At 35.5% G+C, this 16,428-nt stretch carries 14 protein-coding genes; 6 read left to right on the top strand and 8 right to left on the bottom strand.

What is annotated here, in order from left to right:
- Positions 1-185: 185 nt before the first annotated feature.
- The 4 genes from NSQ18_RS05860 to NSQ18_RS05875 all read left to right on the top strand — a co-directional run bounded on the left by NSQ18_RS05860 (position 186) and on the right by NSQ18_RS05875 (position 2,360).
- Positions 186-563, top strand: coding sequence for a GntR family transcriptional regulator (locus tag NSQ18_RS05860; RefSeq protein ID WP_016837682.1), 378 nt, complete (start codon positions 186-188; stop codon positions 561-563).
- The gene (locus tag NSQ18_RS05865) at positions 563-1,444 is read left to right on the top strand and encodes an ABC transporter ATP-binding protein (protein ID WP_168411901.1); all 882 of its coding nucleotides are present in this window, start codon (positions 563-565) and stop codon (positions 1,442-1,444) included. Before NSQ18_RS05860 ends, NSQ18_RS05865 begins: the two co-directional genes overlap by 1 nt.
- Positions 1,425-2,030, top strand: a complete 606-nt coding sequence (locus tag NSQ18_RS05870) for an ABC-2 transporter permease (protein ID WP_339289408.1) — start codon at positions 1,425-1,427, stop codon at positions 2,028-2,030. Before NSQ18_RS05865 ends, NSQ18_RS05870 begins: the two co-directional genes overlap by 20 nt.
- Positions 2,031-2,162: 132 nt before the next feature.
- Positions 2,163-2,360: a YfzA family protein gene (locus tag NSQ18_RS05875; RefSeq protein WP_157782645.1), complete on the top strand. Its 198-nt coding sequence runs from the start codon at positions 2,163-2,165 to the stop codon at positions 2,358-2,360.
- 485 nt (positions 2,361-2,845) lie between these two features.
- On the opposite strand, the gene NSQ18_RS05880 is transcribed toward NSQ18_RS05875, so the two are convergent.
- From NSQ18_RS05880 to NSQ18_RS05890, 3 genes are all read right to left on the bottom strand, one after another.
- A complete protein-coding gene (locus tag NSQ18_RS05880) occupies positions 2,846-4,678 on the bottom strand; it encodes an ABC transporter ATP-binding protein (RefSeq protein ID WP_016837679.1) in 1,833 nt (610 codons plus the stop codon).
- Positions 4,678-6,402 carry an ABC transporter ATP-binding protein gene (locus tag NSQ18_RS05885; protein ID WP_016837678.1) on the bottom strand — a complete coding sequence of 575 codons (1,725 nt, stop codon included), beginning with the start codon at positions 6,400-6,402 and terminating at the stop codon, positions 4,678-4,680. The genes NSQ18_RS05880 and NSQ18_RS05885 overlap by 1 nt, the downstream gene beginning before the upstream one ends.
- Positions 6,403-6,512: 110 nt before the next feature.
- Positions 6,513-7,424, bottom strand: a complete 912-nt coding sequence (locus NSQ18_RS05890) for a DMT family transporter (protein ID WP_016837677.1) — start codon at positions 7,422-7,424, stop codon at positions 6,513-6,515.
- 184 nt (positions 7,425-7,608) lie between these two features.
- Here NSQ18_RS05890 and NSQ18_RS05895 point away from each other — a divergent pair, with 184 nt between their 5' ends.
- Positions 7,609-9,621: a GGDEF domain-containing phosphodiesterase gene (locus NSQ18_RS05895; RefSeq protein WP_016837676.1), complete on the top strand. Its 2,013-nt coding sequence runs from the start codon at positions 7,609-7,611 to the stop codon at positions 9,619-9,621.
- A gap of 51 nt (positions 9,622-9,672) precedes the next feature.
- Here the strand turns inward: NSQ18_RS05895 and NSQ18_RS05900 are convergent, their stop codons facing one another.
- Together NSQ18_RS05900 and NSQ18_RS05905 are read right to left on the bottom strand one after the other, a co-directional pair.
- On the bottom strand, positions 9,673-10,152 hold the full coding sequence (locus NSQ18_RS05900) for a threonine/serine exporter family protein (protein ID WP_016837675.1): 480 nt from the start codon (positions 10,150-10,152) through the stop codon (positions 9,673-9,675).
- A gap of 12 nt (positions 10,153-10,164) precedes the next feature.
- The gene (locus NSQ18_RS05905) at positions 10,165-10,914 is read right to left on the bottom strand and encodes a threonine/serine exporter family protein (RefSeq protein WP_016837674.1); all 750 of its coding nucleotides are present in this window, start codon (positions 10,912-10,914) and stop codon (positions 10,165-10,167) included.
- A 118-nt stretch (positions 10,915-11,032) separates the two neighbouring features.
- Between NSQ18_RS05905 and NSQ18_RS05910 the strand changes: the two genes are divergently transcribed.
- Positions 11,033-12,433 (top strand): polysaccharide deacetylase family protein, encoded by a 1,401-nt coding sequence (locus tag NSQ18_RS05910; RefSeq protein WP_016837673.1) that lies wholly within the window; start codon positions 11,033-11,035, stop codon positions 12,431-12,433.
- 380 nt (positions 12,434-12,813) lie between these two features.
- Here NSQ18_RS05910 and NSQ18_RS05915 read toward each other — a convergent pair whose 3' ends face one another.
- The 3 genes from NSQ18_RS05915 to NSQ18_RS05925 all read right to left on the bottom strand — a co-directional run bounded on the left by NSQ18_RS05915 (position 12,814) and on the right by NSQ18_RS05925 (position 16,417).
- Positions 12,814-14,982 carry a beta-propeller domain-containing protein gene (locus tag NSQ18_RS05915; protein WP_339289412.1) on the bottom strand — a complete coding sequence of 723 codons (2,169 nt, stop codon included), beginning with the start codon at positions 14,980-14,982 and terminating at the stop codon, positions 12,814-12,816.
- Positions 14,983-15,119: 137 nt separating this feature from the next.
- Positions 15,120-15,254 carry a hypothetical protein gene (locus NSQ18_RS05920; protein WP_339289413.1) on the bottom strand — a complete coding sequence of 45 codons (135 nt, stop codon included), beginning with the start codon at positions 15,252-15,254 and terminating at the stop codon, positions 15,120-15,122.
- Positions 15,248-16,417: a saccharopine dehydrogenase C-terminal domain-containing protein gene (locus NSQ18_RS05925; RefSeq protein WP_016837671.1), complete on the bottom strand. Its 1,170-nt coding sequence runs from the start codon at positions 16,415-16,417 to the stop codon at positions 15,248-15,250. The genes NSQ18_RS05920 and NSQ18_RS05925 overlap by 7 nt, the downstream gene beginning before the upstream one ends.
- Positions 16,418-16,428: the final 11 nt, after the last annotated feature.

Below are 16,428 nucleotides of genomic sequence, written 5' to 3' on the forward strand. Positions count from 1 at the left end.
GCCGAGTGCAGTTGTATCCGTTAAAGTTTCGGGCTTTTTTCAACTCCCCTTGAGATATATAGCTTGGACGAATTTCACCCATTTTTATCATAAGGAAATACCCTAAAAAGGTATTGTTTGCCAATTCAATAATGTGTAAAATGTATATATATAATATATACATTTTTTTCGAGAGAGGTTTTTGCATGCAAGTTATAATTTCGAACCAATCTAAAGAACCGATTTATAGGCAAATTTATGCTCAAATAAAGAAACAAATTTTAACGAATGAACTAAAACCTGGCGAGTCCCTGCCTTCCATGCGTCAATTAGCGAAGGATTTAAATATAAGTGTCATTACAACAAAGCGAGCATATGAAGAACTTGAAAATGATGGCTTTATTTACTCAATAGTTGGAAAAGGATCGTTTGTATGTGAACAAAATAATGAAATGATTCTGGAAAGGAAAATGAAAGTCATTGAAGAACAACTTTTATCTGCAATTCAAAATAGTAAAGAAGTAGGGATAGAATTAGAAGAATTAAAAGAACTTCTTACATTGTTATATAAGGAGGATACATGATGGAAAATGTAATTGAATTACAGCATGTATATAAGGCTTTTAAAGGATTTGAATTGAAAGACTTATCTATCTCAGTTAAGAAAGGCTTTGTTACAGGGTTTATTGGTGGTAATGGGGCAGGAAAATCCACAACCATCAAGCTGATAATGAATTTGTTAAAACCGGATAGTGGAACAATTTCTATTTTTGGTATGGATTATAAAAAAAATGAAAAAGAAATAAAACAACGAATCGGCTTTGTGTTCGATAGTAACATTTTTTATGAAAATATTACATTGGCTGAAATGAAGAAAATTATTAAACCTGCCTATCGTAAATGGGATGATACCTTATTTAATCAATATGTAGATATGTTTGAACTGCCTTTAAAGAAAAATTTAAAAACCTTTTCAAAAGGGATGAAGATGAAAGCCTCATTAACCATCGCATTATCCCACCATGCTGAGTTAATTATCATGGATGAACCTACATCGGGATTAGATCCAATCATTCGCAGTGAATTATTAAATATCCTACACAACCTTATGCAGAATGGAGAAAGAACAATCCTTTTTTCAACGCACATTACGACAGATTTAGATCGAATAGCAGATTATATAACCTTTATTCATAATGGGCAACATATCTTTACAAAAGAGTATTATAAAATCGAAGAGGAATTCGCAATAGTAAAAGGAGGAACGAATCTATTAGATCGTGATACAGAACAAGAATTTATCGGAATTCATAAAACTAATCACGGATTCCGAGCATTGACAGCGAATAAACAACGTACAAAAAATATTTTTGGTGATACGGTCATTATAGAGAAACCGACACTTGAGGATATTATGCTATATACAAAGAAAGGAGAAGAGAGAGATGCTAAATCTTATTCGTAAAGATATGATATTACAGAAGAAAACATTGCCATTCATGTTGTTATTTTTGTTTATCTATTTATTTGTAAATGTTTCTACTTCTTGGGTGGCTATCGTTTTTTGTATTGTAATCATCATGAATGCTTTTCAAACGGATGAAACATCGTCAGCCAATCTGCTTTTAAATTCTTTACCATATACACGAAAGGAAATTGTCAGTTCAAAGTATATTGGTGCGCTAATTTTTATTTTTCTTACTCTGCTGACTATTTTTATAGGAAATTGGATGATTCATAGAGAAATCATGCAATGGGAAGTATTATTGTTCATTACGAGCATTGTAATGGGTTTAATTTCATTTGCTTTCCCATTTTCTTATCTATTTAACAGTAAATATTTATTGATTGGATTTGGTGGTGTGTTTGTTATTTATATGGTTACCCTAAGTTTTATACCTAATTTGAATGATAGAGTAAGAGAGGTAGTCCAAACGGTACTATCTTTGGATAATTCCCTGTTTTATCTTGCCATAATATTATCGGCTGCACTTCTTTATGTTCTTTCGTGGATACTCTCGATTCGAATATATAGTAGAAAAGTTTTTTAAAGACGATTGTTAAAAGGATTTTTAAAATTTGACGTAACATCTAAAAGGTCCTGAAAATAAAATTATGGAAATGTTTGAAATCAGGTTACATCCTTATATAAGGATATTGTTAGTTATGTTTTATTAACCTAAATGTTATTTAATACAGAGAGGGATATTGATAGGCTGATAATCAAAAATCGGTTCCGTTTTTTAAAAATAGTATCTGCTATTGGAGTATTTTTATTGTCACAGATATTTTTTACTATATCTGAAGCAACAGAGTGGATACCAAATTATAGAAAGATTGATGGAATTTGGGAGGATTTTAGTTTGGTACGTAATATTTAGTAATTTACCCAGCTCATATCTTGGATATATTTCCTTATCCATATCGTTCACCTCTTTCTATTTTTCTAAATAAGCTTTGTCAATTGTTGAAACTCTGTTATCATAAGCCTCACGAATAGTATTAATAGCCACTTTCATATTTTCAATTGCCGTTTTTTCATCAACATAGGCTAGAGCAGAGTTGATGTCAATAATCCCCTTTCATATTAATTTACTATCCTTAGATTCTAAGAGTGAGGTAGGATTTGTATATAGCTTTAAGTAATCTATCTTAACCAAATTACGATTGATTTGGGAGAAATATTTTAATTGAGTAAAAGTTCATATATAGCATGTTTAGGGTGTGATTTTAAATTGTAATTAACCCAAAACTGGTTATACAAATTCTGACAAGCATGGTGGAAACTGATTTCACACACCGCAGAATCAAAAATTGATAAAAGATTATGATAATGATGTGAGGGTGTTTAGAAAGTTACACCTTTCTAAACACCCCCTCCTTTTGATTGTTTTAACATATTTGCATAAATTCCATCTTTTTCGATTAATTCTTGCTGAGACCCCGATTCTGCAATTCTTCCGTCTTTCATCACAAACACGATATCTGCATGACGAACGGTATTTAATCGATGGGCGATGACAAAGCTAGTTCGTCCTTTCATTAACTCCTCTAATGCCTCTTGAATTTTCTTTTCCGTTACAGTATCAATGCTACTTGTCGCTTCATCCAATAACAAAATTGCAGGATTCGCTAAAAATGCTCTTGCAATCGATAACAATTGTTTTTGACCTTGCGAAATTTCACTACCATCCGCTTTTAACACCGTGTCATAGCCTTTTGGCAACTTCATAATGAAATCATGAGCATTGGCTTTTTTTGCTGCATCCACCACTTCTTCATCGGTTGCATCAAGCCTTCCATAACGGATATTTTCTCGAACAGACGCTTCGAATAAAAAGGGATCTTGCAACACAAAAGCCATTTGTCGTCGCAACGTTTGCCGCTTATAATCGCGAATATTCTTTCCATCAATGAGAATTTCACCGCTATTTGCGTCGTAAAAGCGGGCAATCAATAACATCGTTGTCGTCTTCCCGGCTCCAGTAGGCCCAACAAGCGCCACCGTTTGACCTGGTTGAACACGGAAATTCAAATTATGCAATGTATCAGATTTGTTTTTTGACTCGTATTTAAAAGACACATTTCGAAACTCTACTTCACCTCGAATTAGGTAATCATCAGGTAGGTTTCCTCGGTCCTCTTCAATCTCCTCATCCATAATTGAAAAAACTCGCTCTGCCCCTGCAATTGCTGATAATACGGTATTGATTTGGTTCGCTAAATCATTTAATGGTCGGGTAAATTGCCGAGCGTATTCTGTAAAAATCACAATAGTTCCGATTGTTACCCACCCGTAATACGCAAAAATTCCTCCGATTCCGGCGATAATAGCAAAACTCATATTGTTTAGAAAATTAAAGACTTTTGGAATATAACCTGAATATACAAGCGCCCAAAATCCAACGTTCTTTAGACGTTTACTTTTCATATAAAAATCCTGTTTCACGTGGTCCTCTTGAGAAAAAGCCTTCACAATACTTTGACCAGAAATCGTTTCTTCAATCATCCCGTTTAAATCTCCAAGAGCTTCTTGCTGCGCTTTAAACAACTTGCTCGTTCTTTTCGTAATCCATCTCATTGCTATAAACATAAGCGGGATGACGATCATTGTAATGAGTGTTAAAGACGGGCTTAAATAGAGCATCACGATGATTGTGCCGGCAAGGGTTAAAAGGCTCGAAAACACTTGAATAAAAGACGTATTTAGCGTAGCACTCACCGTTTCAATATCATTTGTCAAACGGCTCATAATTTCTCCATGCTGCCTTTTATCAAAATAAGAGATTGGGAGCTTTAACAAATGTTTAAAAGCACCAGTCCTCATTCTGTATACCGTTGTTTGTGCAATGCCTACCATCCAATAGTTTTGCATAAACAATGTCACTGCATAAACAATGTACACACCAATTAGCACACCAATCATCGGAACCATACGTTGAAATTCTTTCGGAATAACAAAATGGTCAATGATATATCCCATCAGAAAAGGTCCTAATAACCCGGCAATCGAACTGATGATGACCATGATGAAAACTGCAATCAACAACCCTCTTTGTTCATCCACTAATTTCCAAATACGAAGGAGCGTTCTTTTCCAATCGCTTGCTCTAGGACCTTTGTGTTTTTTCTCCGCGTTGCGTAAATCTTCTTTCGTCAAAATCGGTTCGTACCCAAAAGGTTTTTTGAACATTTCCATCATTCATCACCTACCTGTTCCTCTTGGGTGCTGGCGATTTGTTGATAAAGCTTGCTACTTTTCATCAATTCGTCATGTGTACCGATAGCAACAATCTTTCCTTCATCTAACAATACAATGCGATCTGCCCCTTTTGCTGTATGGATTTTTTGAGTCACAACGAGCATCGTCGCCTCTGTATCTTTTAAGGCATCCCATAAAGCAGCTTCCGTCTTTACATCGAGAGCGCTTGTACTATCATCTAGTATTAAAATTTGAGGCTTTCGAATAATCGCCCTTGCAATCGATAATCTCTGTTTCTGGCCACCGGATAAATTGACGCCCTTTTGGCCAACCCTTGTTTTATACTGTTCAGGAAAATTGAGTATCGTATCGTGGATTTGTGCCTTTGTCGTAGCAGCCACAACTTCACGATGTTCTGCCATTCTTTTCCCCCACTTTACATTGTTTTCAATCGAACCTGTAAATAACAATGCCTTTTGGGGAACATAACCAATCATGTTACGTAAATCCTTCAATGACCAATCGGAAATATTTCTTCCGTTAACTACAATTTCTCCTTTACTGGGTTCATAAAAACGGGGAATTAAACTAAGTAACGTGGTTTTGCCAGAGCCAGTCGTCCCCATTATCGCCAATTTTTCTCCTTGCTTTACTTCGAAAGAAATATCTTGAAGGACTAATTTTTTTGTATTTGGATACTTAAAGGAAACGCCTTTAAAACGAACCGTTCCGAATTCCTCTTTCGGTGTTTCCGTCCCGCTTTTTTCTTCTTCCAGCCCCTCTTCCATGACTAATATTTCCGCCATTCGTTCACTGGAAGCTTTAGCTCGAGTAAACCCGTTTAAAATAAAGGCAAACATTCCGAAGTATCCTGTAATACGTAAAGCGTAGTTGACAACTGCCACTAATTCCCCCACTTGCGCCTCGTTCATGCTTACTTCACGTGCACCATACCAAATAGCAAGCAGTAAACTCACATTCAGCACAAAACTCATGATGGGCATCATTAACTCCATCATTCGGAGAGCTTTCATCGTATCCAGTTTTAAATCTTCGGCTATCCGGTTAAATTTTTCCGTTTCGTAGGCATTTCGCATATAAGCTTTCACTAAATAAATCGCTTGTAAACTTTCTTGAAGCGCACGATTCACTCGATCCATTCGACGTTGTACTTGTCCAAATAAAAGACTCCCGTTTTTTACAATTATATATAAAAAAATAGTGAGAATCGGTGTACCAATCATTAATATCATCGCCATCTTGGCATTAACGAAAAACACCATTACAAGGCTCAGTACAACCGCTAAAGGAGCACGAATCATAATGCGCAGACTCATAAATAAAATGCTTTGTACTTGTTGAACATCGTTGGTGAGCCTTGTAATCAAACTGGATGTTGGATATTTCAAAAAAGTTGTCATGGAGAATGATTGAATTTTTCTAAATAAAGCATTTCGTAAATCCAAAGCAAAACTTTGTGCCGCATGTGCAGCGAAATATGTATTTACAATTCCGCATAAAAAGGCTAAAGATGCAATTCCTATCAACATGCATCCCCATAAGAAAATCACATGAAAATCCTTTAAGACAATACCTTCATCAATAATTTTGGCGATGATGATCGGTTGTGCCAATTCAGCTACAAGTTCTAACAACATTAATCCTAAGGCAATTAGCGCAAACCATTTATATGGCTTTAAATAACTCAAAACAACTTTCACAAACCCACCCCAATCTATAAAACAACGCCAAATTCATTTTTAAATCAAAGTGCATTGCTCCCAAACATTTGGGAACATTTATCTCGCTAAATCGTACCATTTATTCAGCGCTAATTTTTATTGTATTTTTCCGCTTTTTCACTCGCTACTGAAATCCACGTTACGCATGCTAACATAAGAAGTATTCCAATTGCTTGCCATAGACCAAATCTTGTTGAAAATACAATCATCGAAATAACCATTGTAGTGAGCGGCTCCATTGTGGATAATATACTCGTTAATACCGGGCTAATATAATTCATGCTGCTTAAAAACATAACAAAAGCTGCGGTACTAAAGAAAATGATACTAAACATAGAAATCAATAATTTAATATCGAAGAGCAACCCCCATTCATCGCTTTGCCAAATAAACGATCCCATTCCTAACACGACTCCACCAATCAACATTCCCCAACCAACTACAAGTAAAACCCCCCACTCTGCCATTAAACGTGCAGGATATAACGTATAAATAGCGAAAGTAATTCCTAGTACAAGACCCCAAAAAAGCGCTTCACGACTAACCAATAACTGATCAATTTTCGCGTTTGTTAGTAATAAAAATAACCCAAGCAGCGTACCAAGGACACCTAATATTTGGTATTTAGGGGGCCATGTTCGAACTTTAATAGATGTATAAGCAAGAATAAAAAGTGGCCCTAGAAACTGCAATAGTGTTGCAAAAACCGCATTGCTACTTTGAATGGTCATTGTGAAAGAAAATTGTAGCCCAAGCATACCGGCTACGCTATATATAACAAGTTGGCGACTCCAATATATTGTTTTCCAAACAGCCATAACTGAATTATTGGTAAATTGTAAAAATGATAAAATCGCTACTCCAGCAACAAGCAATCGAACAGTAAGAAAAAAATTCACCGTCATACCTGAATCTTTTAAAATCCACTCTGTTAGTGGCCCTGTTGCCCCCCACAGCATTGCTCCTATGATGATTAATATAATTCCTTTTAAATGTTGCATAGCATGAACTTCCTTTTTATAATATAGAATTATTATTGTAACAATTTACTATTTTTATAGGCCCATTTTAGTATCATTGTTTAATGTCAAAAAATTGATAGTCCTACAATAGTGACTATTGACTTCAAAATAATTTATAATAAATATGGTATAAAATTACGGTATGCAAGGAGACGGAATTAGGATGAACCTTAATATAACGCAAAGCTATGATGAAAACTTGCTACTGAAAGCTCCCTTCCCATCTTTTGCATTAAATGTAAATGCAGATACAATCACTTGGAACACCATATGTGAACAATATTTTGGTTACACAAAACAGGACTTTCAGAGTGTTGATTCATTAAAAGAACAATTATTTTCTACTTTATCTGAAAATACTTGGCAGCGCATACTGAATGCTCAAGAATACATTCGATTAAATCATATACAACTGATTCATAAAAATGAAACGCTTATCAAAGCAGACGTAATCGTTTTCCCATGCACGATTAACTACAATCGTTGCATTGTTTTTTATTGCTTACCAGAACACCAATTTTCTCAGTTAGGAGAATCTGACCAAGAACTATCTGATTTAAAGAGTGGGCTTCTCTCATCCTTTATGATGGTTACGTTAGATCATGAAGGATTTATTGTTAGCTGTAATCCTTTATTCTTAAAAACAAGTAAATGGACGCCAAAACGAGTGTTAAGAAAAACCTTTTGGCAACTATTCCCTGATACAGAAGAAAGCCATGAAATAGCTGATACTATATGGAATACTATATCTCAAGGGAAAATTTGGCAAGGCGATGTACAAAAAATGAAAAAAACCGGTGAAACTTATTGGGTACATTTAACTGCCATTCCCACTTATTCTCATAGTGAACAAAAATATCGCTACATATTAATAGAGCAAGATATTACAAATGAAAAAGAATTGCAACATAAACTCGAAAAAATTGCTTACGTTGATGCAGAAACTGGTTTAATGAATGTCCATCGCTTAGAAAACGTTGTAAAAGAAATGATTGCAGAGCAACAACAATTTTACTTCGTTTATTTGAGTATCGATAAATTCTACACGTTGAAGGAACTTCATCATGTTGAGCTGGACAACAACTTTATTTTAGAGTTCACGAAACGCTTAAAAATTTACTTCCAGGATAGTTTACTCGCTCGCATAAACGAAAGTGATTTTGTTGTGATTACTCCCCTTGGCGAATGGTTTATCCAAGGATTTTTATCCTATTTAAAACAAAATCCAATTTACCTTGGCAATCGTGCAATGCCGATTACAATCAGCGGTGGAATTACTCGTTCTCCGCAAGATCAATCGAACTTTACTCAATTAATGAACGCTTCTCTTGCAACGATTGCTAATGTTCGCGAAGCTGGTGGAGATAATATATTATCTCTTTCTGAAGCTGCCCATAAAAAATTAAATCGGAAATCCATCATTGAAAAACGTTTGTTAATGGCGCTCGATCAGCATAATTTAAAGGTATTGTATCAGCCACAAGTAGATTTAAAAACAGGACAAATTTATGCGGTCGAAGCTCTTGTGAGATGGGATGACGAAGAAATTGGCGTAGTTAGTCCCGACGAATTAATCCCAATTGCTGAAGAAACTGGTTTAATTAACGATATCGGTTCTTTTGTGATTGAAGAAGCATGTCAACAAGCAGCTAAATGGAAAAAACAAGGCCTCGAATTAAAAGTAGGGATTAACTTATCTGTTCGAGAATTTAGGGATAAAAACATGGCAAAATTCATATTAGATACATTGACGAAAACAGGTTGTCCTGCTCATCTCATACAAATCGAAATTACAGAAAAGTTTGCATTAGAAGCTGAAGCGGAAACATCCATCATTCAACAAATGCGTAAATTAGAAGAGGAAGGCATTACCTTTGTATTGGACGACTTTGGAACAGGTTATGCTTCATTCCGATACATGCAACTTTTACCGATTAATACATTAAAAATCGACCAAACTTTTGTTCATTCACTTACGCAATCCGAAAAAACGCAACGCTTAATTAAGGGCATTGTTCATTTCGGAAAATCCATGAACTTGACAGTGTTAGCTGAAGGTGTAGAAACAAATGAACAAAAAGAACTGTTAGAACAATATGAATGCGATGCTATACAAGGATTTTTAATCAGTAAACCTGTTACAGCAGACAATATACCTCAGCTTTTATCTTCTTAAATAAAAAAGGCTACTCCTTAGGGTTTTGAGTAGCCTTTTTAAATAATGCATTTATTGTCGTCTTTTATTTCGACTAAAAGATTGCATAGAAGTCAGACTATTCCTCATAAATTGAACGAACAATTGAAATATAACTTCAGAAAAAACAATCCCCATAGCAATTGCCCCTGAAATTAAAAACGCACGAATTCCGGTTTCCAATCCTAAAGTATAATTTTGCTCCACAAAATAACGCAATGTATTATATGCAAGCCCACCAGGTACTAAAGGAATAATCCCTGAGACAATAAAAACAATCATCGGAGATTTTAATCTTCTTGCAAATCCTTGTGCACAGATTGCGACAACGAAAGCCCCTAAAAAAGAAGCGAATACTTCTGTTAATTGTAATTGCAAGGCACTATAAAAAATCATCCATCCAACAGCCCCGACTAATCCGCAATAAGGAATCGCTTTAATCGGAGCGTTAAAAATCACACAAAGACTCGCTGTTGCAAGGAAACTAAAAATCAACTGAATTACATATTCCATATCCATTACTCCTTAATAAAATGCCACAACCACTGCAACACCCGAACCGATAGCAAAAGCCGTTAAAAACGCTTCTGTCCCTTTCGCAATGCCAGCGGTTAAATGACCCGCCATCATATCTCGAACAGCATTTGTAATTAATACCCCAGGAACGAGTGGCATTACGCCACTAATGATAATTTTATCGATTTCATTTCCATAACCGAGTTTAACAGTAGAAAATGCCACGAGCGCAATGACAAAAGAAGCGAAGAATTCAGAGAAAAATTTCACTTTCGTTAAATGTTGAATGGCCAATAATGCAAGGTAACCTGTGCCCCCTGCTATAAAAGCTGCTGGCATATCAAACCAAGTCCCTTTAAATAAAATTAAAAAGCAAGCACTTGATACGGCAGCCATTAAAATTTGCAACCAAATTGGCAAAAAATAATTTGTTTTTTGTATCATTCTTAGCTCGTCATACGCTTCATCTAATGTTATTATTTTAAGTGTAAGCTTCCTAGAAACATTATTTACTTTCGCAATTTTATGCAAGTCTGTAATACGGCTTGAAATGGATATAATTTTTGTTTTTTGTTGTTTACCAAGGGAAAGAATAATCCCCGTAGGTGTTACATAACTTTGGGCGTCTAAATTTTGGGAGCGAGCCATTCTGAGCATCGTATCCTCTACTCGATAAGTCTCAGCACCGCTTTCCATCATAATTTGTCCCGCTAACAATAAGCAATCTAACGCCAATTCATCATTCTTTTCATTTACCATTGCTTTATTCTCCCTTTCTTCTTTGCATCATACCGAACGGAAAGGCAAATCTCAAGTACATATCTTTTTCAACTTAAATAAAACCACCTTTTGATAACTATAGAGAGGAGAGCCATAGATGAGACAGCGGAAGTCAAAACACCGCGCATGGATTGACTTAATATTGATTGGTTCCATCATTGCGTTAACTACGATTATTGTTATTACAATTTCCATAACGGGACAGTTTAAATTCCAAAAACCAACCGTTTCTGCTACAACAAAATATCCGGAGATTCCCTCTCTAATTGATGAAACAGATTCAAAATTTCCGGAAATCCGAATCGTTTCCGAATCGTCAATGAATAGCTTAATACCATATTCGATAGATTACCCAAAAACACCTTTTGATCTGGTGAATGAACAGATTACTAAATACATAAAAGATTCGAAGCGAGATTATATCACTTCACTAAACGAGAAAAATCATGTAAATAAAGTAAAAACGATTGGTGACTTAGACATCTCCACAGAAATTCACCTATTTAACAATCAGTTTTACTCAATCGTATTAAAGAAACGGCTATCGCTGAACCGAGTTTCTTATAAAGAAACCTATAAAACCATTGTATTTAATAAAGAAACCGGAGAGTTAATCGATTCTAGTACATTATTAAACAAAGATATCGGGCATTTAGGTTTGTTAGCTGAATTCATTCAAGCTGAACTAAAGGAATATTATGGTAAAGAAATAATCGATGAAAAACTAGTGCAAACAACAGTACCTAATTGGAATAATTTCAATCGCTTTGCCATAACGAGCGAATCGGTTATATTTTACTTTAACCAAGGAGAACTTGCTGAAGAACATGCAGGTCCTGCAACGATTAATATCCCAATCTATTACTTGAATCCTATTTTAGCATCCGCATTCCAAAGCGAAGTGAAAAGCAATGTAACTATTGTGACTCCTAAAACAGACCGCAAAAAAGTAGCTTTAACTTTTGATGACGGACCACATCCACAAGTGACGATGCAAATCTTAAACACCCTTGAAAAGTACGGTGCAAAGGCAACGTTTTTCATGCTTGGAAAACAAGTGGAAAACCATAAAAATATCGTACATGAAGTGTTAAATCGCGGTCATGAAATTGGTAACCATACATATAACCATCCAGTATTAACGAAACAAAGCACCTCTCAAGTTTCTTGGCAAGTCGATTATACAAGTCAAGTGATATATGATGTGATTGGAGAATATCCTACTCTATTTAGACCTCCTTATGGTGCTACTAATTCATACGTTGAAAGTTTAATTGATGTACCTGTTATTTTATGGACAATTGATACTTACGACTGGAAATACCGCGATTCAAATAAATTATTGCCAATCATAAAAGCAAACTTGCACGATGGAGCAATCATATTAATGCACGATATTCATCAGTCAACAGCAGACGGGCTTGAAAGCGTATTAGCATATTTGCAACAAGAAGGCTATGAATGTGTGACGGTAAGCGAAATATTAAACATTCATTGAATATGAAAAATCCCCTTAGCAATGATGAAGCTTGGGGATTTTTTGTATTTATGTAGAAACAACTTGGTAGATTGTGTCCATGTGTGATGTACTATCTACTTGTGCAGATGCATCTCCCACTCATGTAGATAGGACTGCACTGGTGCGGATGTTTACCTCCCTCGTGTGGATAGGACTCGCACTGGTACGGATTTATACTTCGCTTGTGTGGATATCCCTCTACTTGTGTGGATACTTTCCCCTCTCGTGCAGATTGTCTATTCTATCATGTGGATATTTCCTCTGCTTGTTCTGATCACTTATCTACTCAAGTTGATTTACTTGTAATATTCCCTTCTTAATAAAAAATCTGCTCTTCAACCAGAGCAGATTTTTTGAACTTATTTGATTTTCATTTGTCCAATTGATTCAAAAGTTTTCAAATCATAGCTTTTAATTTCTTTCGGTGATATTGTATACAAGGCATCATCAATATACACTAAACGAGATATGCTTGATTCCCAATCTTCATACAATTCATTGGCTTTCGCAGGTGTAATTAAGTTTCCTTTTAACTGAATCCCCTTCTCTGTTGTAATTTCATACACTAACGCACCCAATCCTTTATATTTCACATCCTCATTCTTTCCTTCTTCATACAATATCACTGGGAATCCATAATAATTTAAAGCTTCATTTCTAAAAAGTGCTTTGTGATTATATTGCACTTCCGAATAAGTTCCGCGTCCTCCAATAATAACCATATCTTGTTCTTTTGGATTCGCGAAATCAGATACATCAAATAAAGAAATTTTCATTCCCTTTGTTACAGTAAACGGTTCCTTCGACCATGAATCCATCCGTTGTTCTGTATCATAGCCGATTCCGACTAAATGGTTTTCATCAAGCGGATGTAAATAGTTGCTGAAGCCCGGAATTTTTAATTCACCTAATACTTTTGGATTGCTCGGTTCTGCCGTATCAATTACAAAGAGTGGATCTGTCTCTTTAAATGTCACAATATACGCCTTATCGCCCATAAAACGAACGGAATAAATGCGTTCGCCTTTCGCTAACCCTGTAACTTCTCCTACTTTCTTCAAGTTCTCATCTAAAATGAATAGATGGTTTTTGGAATTCGCTTGATTACCCCAAGCAACTCCTTCCGTTGTTGCAATGCGGAAATATCCGTTATGTTCATCCATAGAGAATTGATTTAATACATTCCCTTTCACTGTACCTGTCCCAGTAAATTCAATATTTGTTCCATCAATTGCAAATTTATAAATGTTCGTTTTTGGCTCACCTGAATGTATAGGAGCTATTGACTTTTCTGCTTCAGAATCAGAAGTCGTCACTCTTAAATCGATTGGCAAAGGCACTGCCATTCCATAATCAAAAGCTGTTAAATATAATGCATTTTTAGACATGTATAGAGTAGAACTACTTCCTAAATATCCTTTAGTATTTACTTCTTTAGATGTTAAATTGTTCAAATCAATCGCTGAAATTATAGTATAAGATGGTTCTGTAGAGCTTGGAATAATCGAGATTTTCTCAATTTCCAAAGGATTGGATTCATCATCTTCAACAATGTATGGTCTTAGCTCGACCTCTGCATCTTTCATTATCCAATAATTTGGTGTATAGTTTGAAACAATGTAAAGTACACCGTTATATTTACGAACACCATTCATGTAACCTTCTTGACCAAATTCCTTTACCAGTTTTGGCTTGGAAGCGTCACTGACATCATAAATCGCTGCTTTTGTAAACGTTTTTCCGCCATAATACTCTTTATGGCTATTTCGTGGATCTTCTACAAACTCATCCAATAAGATGATTAAATAATTTCCTTCTTTCATTAACTGATGAGGATAGCCGTTGCCTTTTAGTTGAATCGTTGCAACCTGTTTTAAGTTTTTCGGATTTTGTGCATCAACAATTTTAATTTGCTGTTCTACAGTTGCATAAATATATTTGCCATCAGTAATAACGACATCGCCCTCATCAATTCCTTCGACTTGATTATTCGTTGTCGAATGGTTTCCTCCACTTGAAGCAGTATCTGCTTCAGTTGATTGTTTCATCTCAACACGCTCTTCTTCAAAAAATTTCCATTTAACTCCGTTTTGATTATGCTTATTAAGCAATGCTTGGAAATATTCCTCTAATTCTTTAACGGACTTTATGGATTCCAACTTTTCAATCACTTCAAATTCAATTTTTTGATTCTTTAAATTTACCGAAGATTTTCGGAAGGATTTATCTTCAATATGAAGAATGTATTTGCCTATTTTTAAATTTTCAACCGTTAATGTGCGTTGGTTTTTGCTTAATGTAACCGTTGCGTCCACTTTGTTTCCATCTTCATCAGTAACGTACACTTTGCCGCGTTGAATTGCCTGTTCATTTAATGCATGGGAAAGATGAACATCATAAGGCTGCCCATAAAAAACGACGGAAGCTGCATTTACTTCAACCTTTTTTCCGAGCAATATGAAGCTCAGAAACACCCCAAAAACGAGTAGAATGAATCCACTTGCCAAGATCTTGGTTTTATTATTCATCCCATTTCACTCCTTTTTCTTCCTTTTATCAATTAGACTGCCAAAATTCTATATAGTTACATCATTTAAAATGAATTTCCGATTTTGCCACTTTTATTTTTATGCTATTAAAGAAGAAAAAGAAAAAACGTGAAGCATTACACTTCACGTTCTAGTGGACATCCAAGTCTTGTTAAAAAAGCAAAAGAACGAATGGGAAAACTCGTTCTTTTCTCCATTCGCTCTTTATACAGAACATTCAGACAAATAATTTTAGAACACGTTTTTACCATTTTACAATCGATGAACGATGAGACGTTTCTTTAATTATAACGCCGCGTTTATTCATTTTTTCAATAAACTCTTTACCTGGTACAATCGTTTCTGGTGGGAACACACCACGTTGTGAAATTGTTCCTTCACCAATCATAATCGCTACGGAAGCAATCGTACCAGCTGTTGCCTGTGCCATTGCCGTCACTTCTGAATTTTCGTCGCGTTTTAAAATCGTTTCATATTCGTATGTTACTTGTTCACCAGATTTTTCACCAACGATAATTGCTCGTAGCACTACCGCATCTTGTTTTTTACCTAAGTACAATTTTTTCTTTAGCGCTTCTCGAACAACGCTGCGTACTTTCACTTCGACACCATCTACATTGACAATATTATCTCGATCGAAGAATCCTAATTCTCTCAATAACTGGAACTTTTCAGCATGCCCTTTATAGCGAACTGTTTTATACTCAAGAGTTTTCACATTCGGGAATGTTTTATATAATGTTGAAGTTCCTCCAGAAGTATAGAATGCCTCTAATGTTCCAAATTGATCGAAGTAAATAGGTTCTACTCCTGAGAGTGACTCCACTTTCACCAATTGTCCATCACGGATAATCTTGGCTGGCTCCGTATAGTGGTCGATGACACCTTCAAGGGAGAAGACGCGAGTATAGTTTAATGGAGGTTCAGGTTTTACTGGAATTCCCCCAACATATAGTTGAATGGACTCTACCCTATCCAATTTCGATGCCCCGTATCCAACTAAAATATTAATCATTCCCGGTGCTAAACCTAAATCTGGAATAATCGTTACATTTTTTTCTTTTGCTTGTTCATCTAATTTCAGTACATTTTCTGTTACTTCCCCTATATGTCCCCCTAAATCAACAGAATGTACGCCAACATCAATTGCAGCACTTGCTACACGTTCATTAAACTCATAGAACAATGCGTTAACACACACGTCTCCTTTTGAAATAATATCACGCAATTGTTGTTCGTCTTCTGCATTACAATACACTGCTTCGATTTTTTGTAAATTTGCTTCATTGATAAAATCATTTACCATTTCAATATCTAAATCTGCTAAATAAACTTTTTCTACTTTGTCGCTTGCACTTAAATCTCGCGCAACTTCTCTCCCCATAAGTCCTGCACCTAACACTACTACTTTCATTCCAAACATCC

This window comes from Ureibacillus sp. FSL K6-0786 (assembly GCF_037965165.1).
Lineage (GTDB): Bacteria > Bacillota > Bacilli > Bacillales_A > Planococcaceae > Ureibacillus > Ureibacillus thermosphaericus.

Excerpts from the sequence above, each read along its gene's own strand:
- NSQ18_RS05860 (WP_016837682.1), top strand. The coding sequence starts at position 186 with ATGCAAGTTATAATTTCGAACCAATCTAAAGAACCGATTTATAGGCAA.
- NSQ18_RS05865 (WP_168411901.1), top strand. The coding sequence starts at position 563 with ATGGAAAATGTAATTGAATTACAGCATGTATATAAGGCTTTTAAAGGA.
- NSQ18_RS05870 (WP_339289408.1), top strand. The coding sequence starts at position 1,425 with ATGCTAAATCTTATTCGTAAAGATATGATATTACAGAAGAAAACATTG.
- NSQ18_RS05875 (WP_157782645.1), top strand. The coding sequence starts at position 2,163 with ATGTTATTTAATACAGAGAGGGATATTGATAGGCTGATAATCAAAAAT.
- NSQ18_RS05880 (WP_016837679.1), bottom strand. The coding sequence starts at position 4,678 with ATGGAAATGTTCAAAAAACCTTTTGGGTACGAACCGATTTTGACGAAA.
- NSQ18_RS05890 (WP_016837677.1), bottom strand. The coding sequence starts at position 7,424 with ATGCAACATTTAAAAGGAATTATATTAATCATCATAGGAGCAATGCTG.
- NSQ18_RS05895 (WP_016837676.1), top strand. The coding sequence starts at position 7,609 with ATGAACCTTAATATAACGCAAAGCTATGATGAAAACTTGCTACTGAAA.
- NSQ18_RS05900 (WP_016837675.1), bottom strand. The coding sequence starts at position 10,152 with ATGGAATATGTAATTCAGTTGATTTTTAGTTTCCTTGCAACAGCGAGT.
- NSQ18_RS05905 (WP_016837674.1), bottom strand. The coding sequence starts at position 10,914 with ATGGTAAATGAAAAGAATGATGAATTGGCGTTAGATTGCTTATTGTTA.
- NSQ18_RS05910 (WP_016837673.1), top strand. The coding sequence starts at position 11,033 with ATGAGACAGCGGAAGTCAAAACACCGCGCATGGATTGACTTAATATTG.
- NSQ18_RS05915 (WP_339289412.1), bottom strand. The coding sequence starts at position 14,982 with ATGAATAATAAAACCAAGATCTTGGCAAGTGGATTCATTCTACTCGTT.
- NSQ18_RS05920 (WP_339289413.1), bottom strand. The coding sequence starts at position 15,254 with ATGGTAAAAACGTGTTCTAAAATTATTTGTCTGAATGTTCTGTATAAA.
- NSQ18_RS05925 (WP_016837671.1), bottom strand. The coding sequence starts at position 16,417 with ATGAAAGTAGTAGTGTTAGGTGCAGGACTTATGGGGAGAGAAGTTGCG.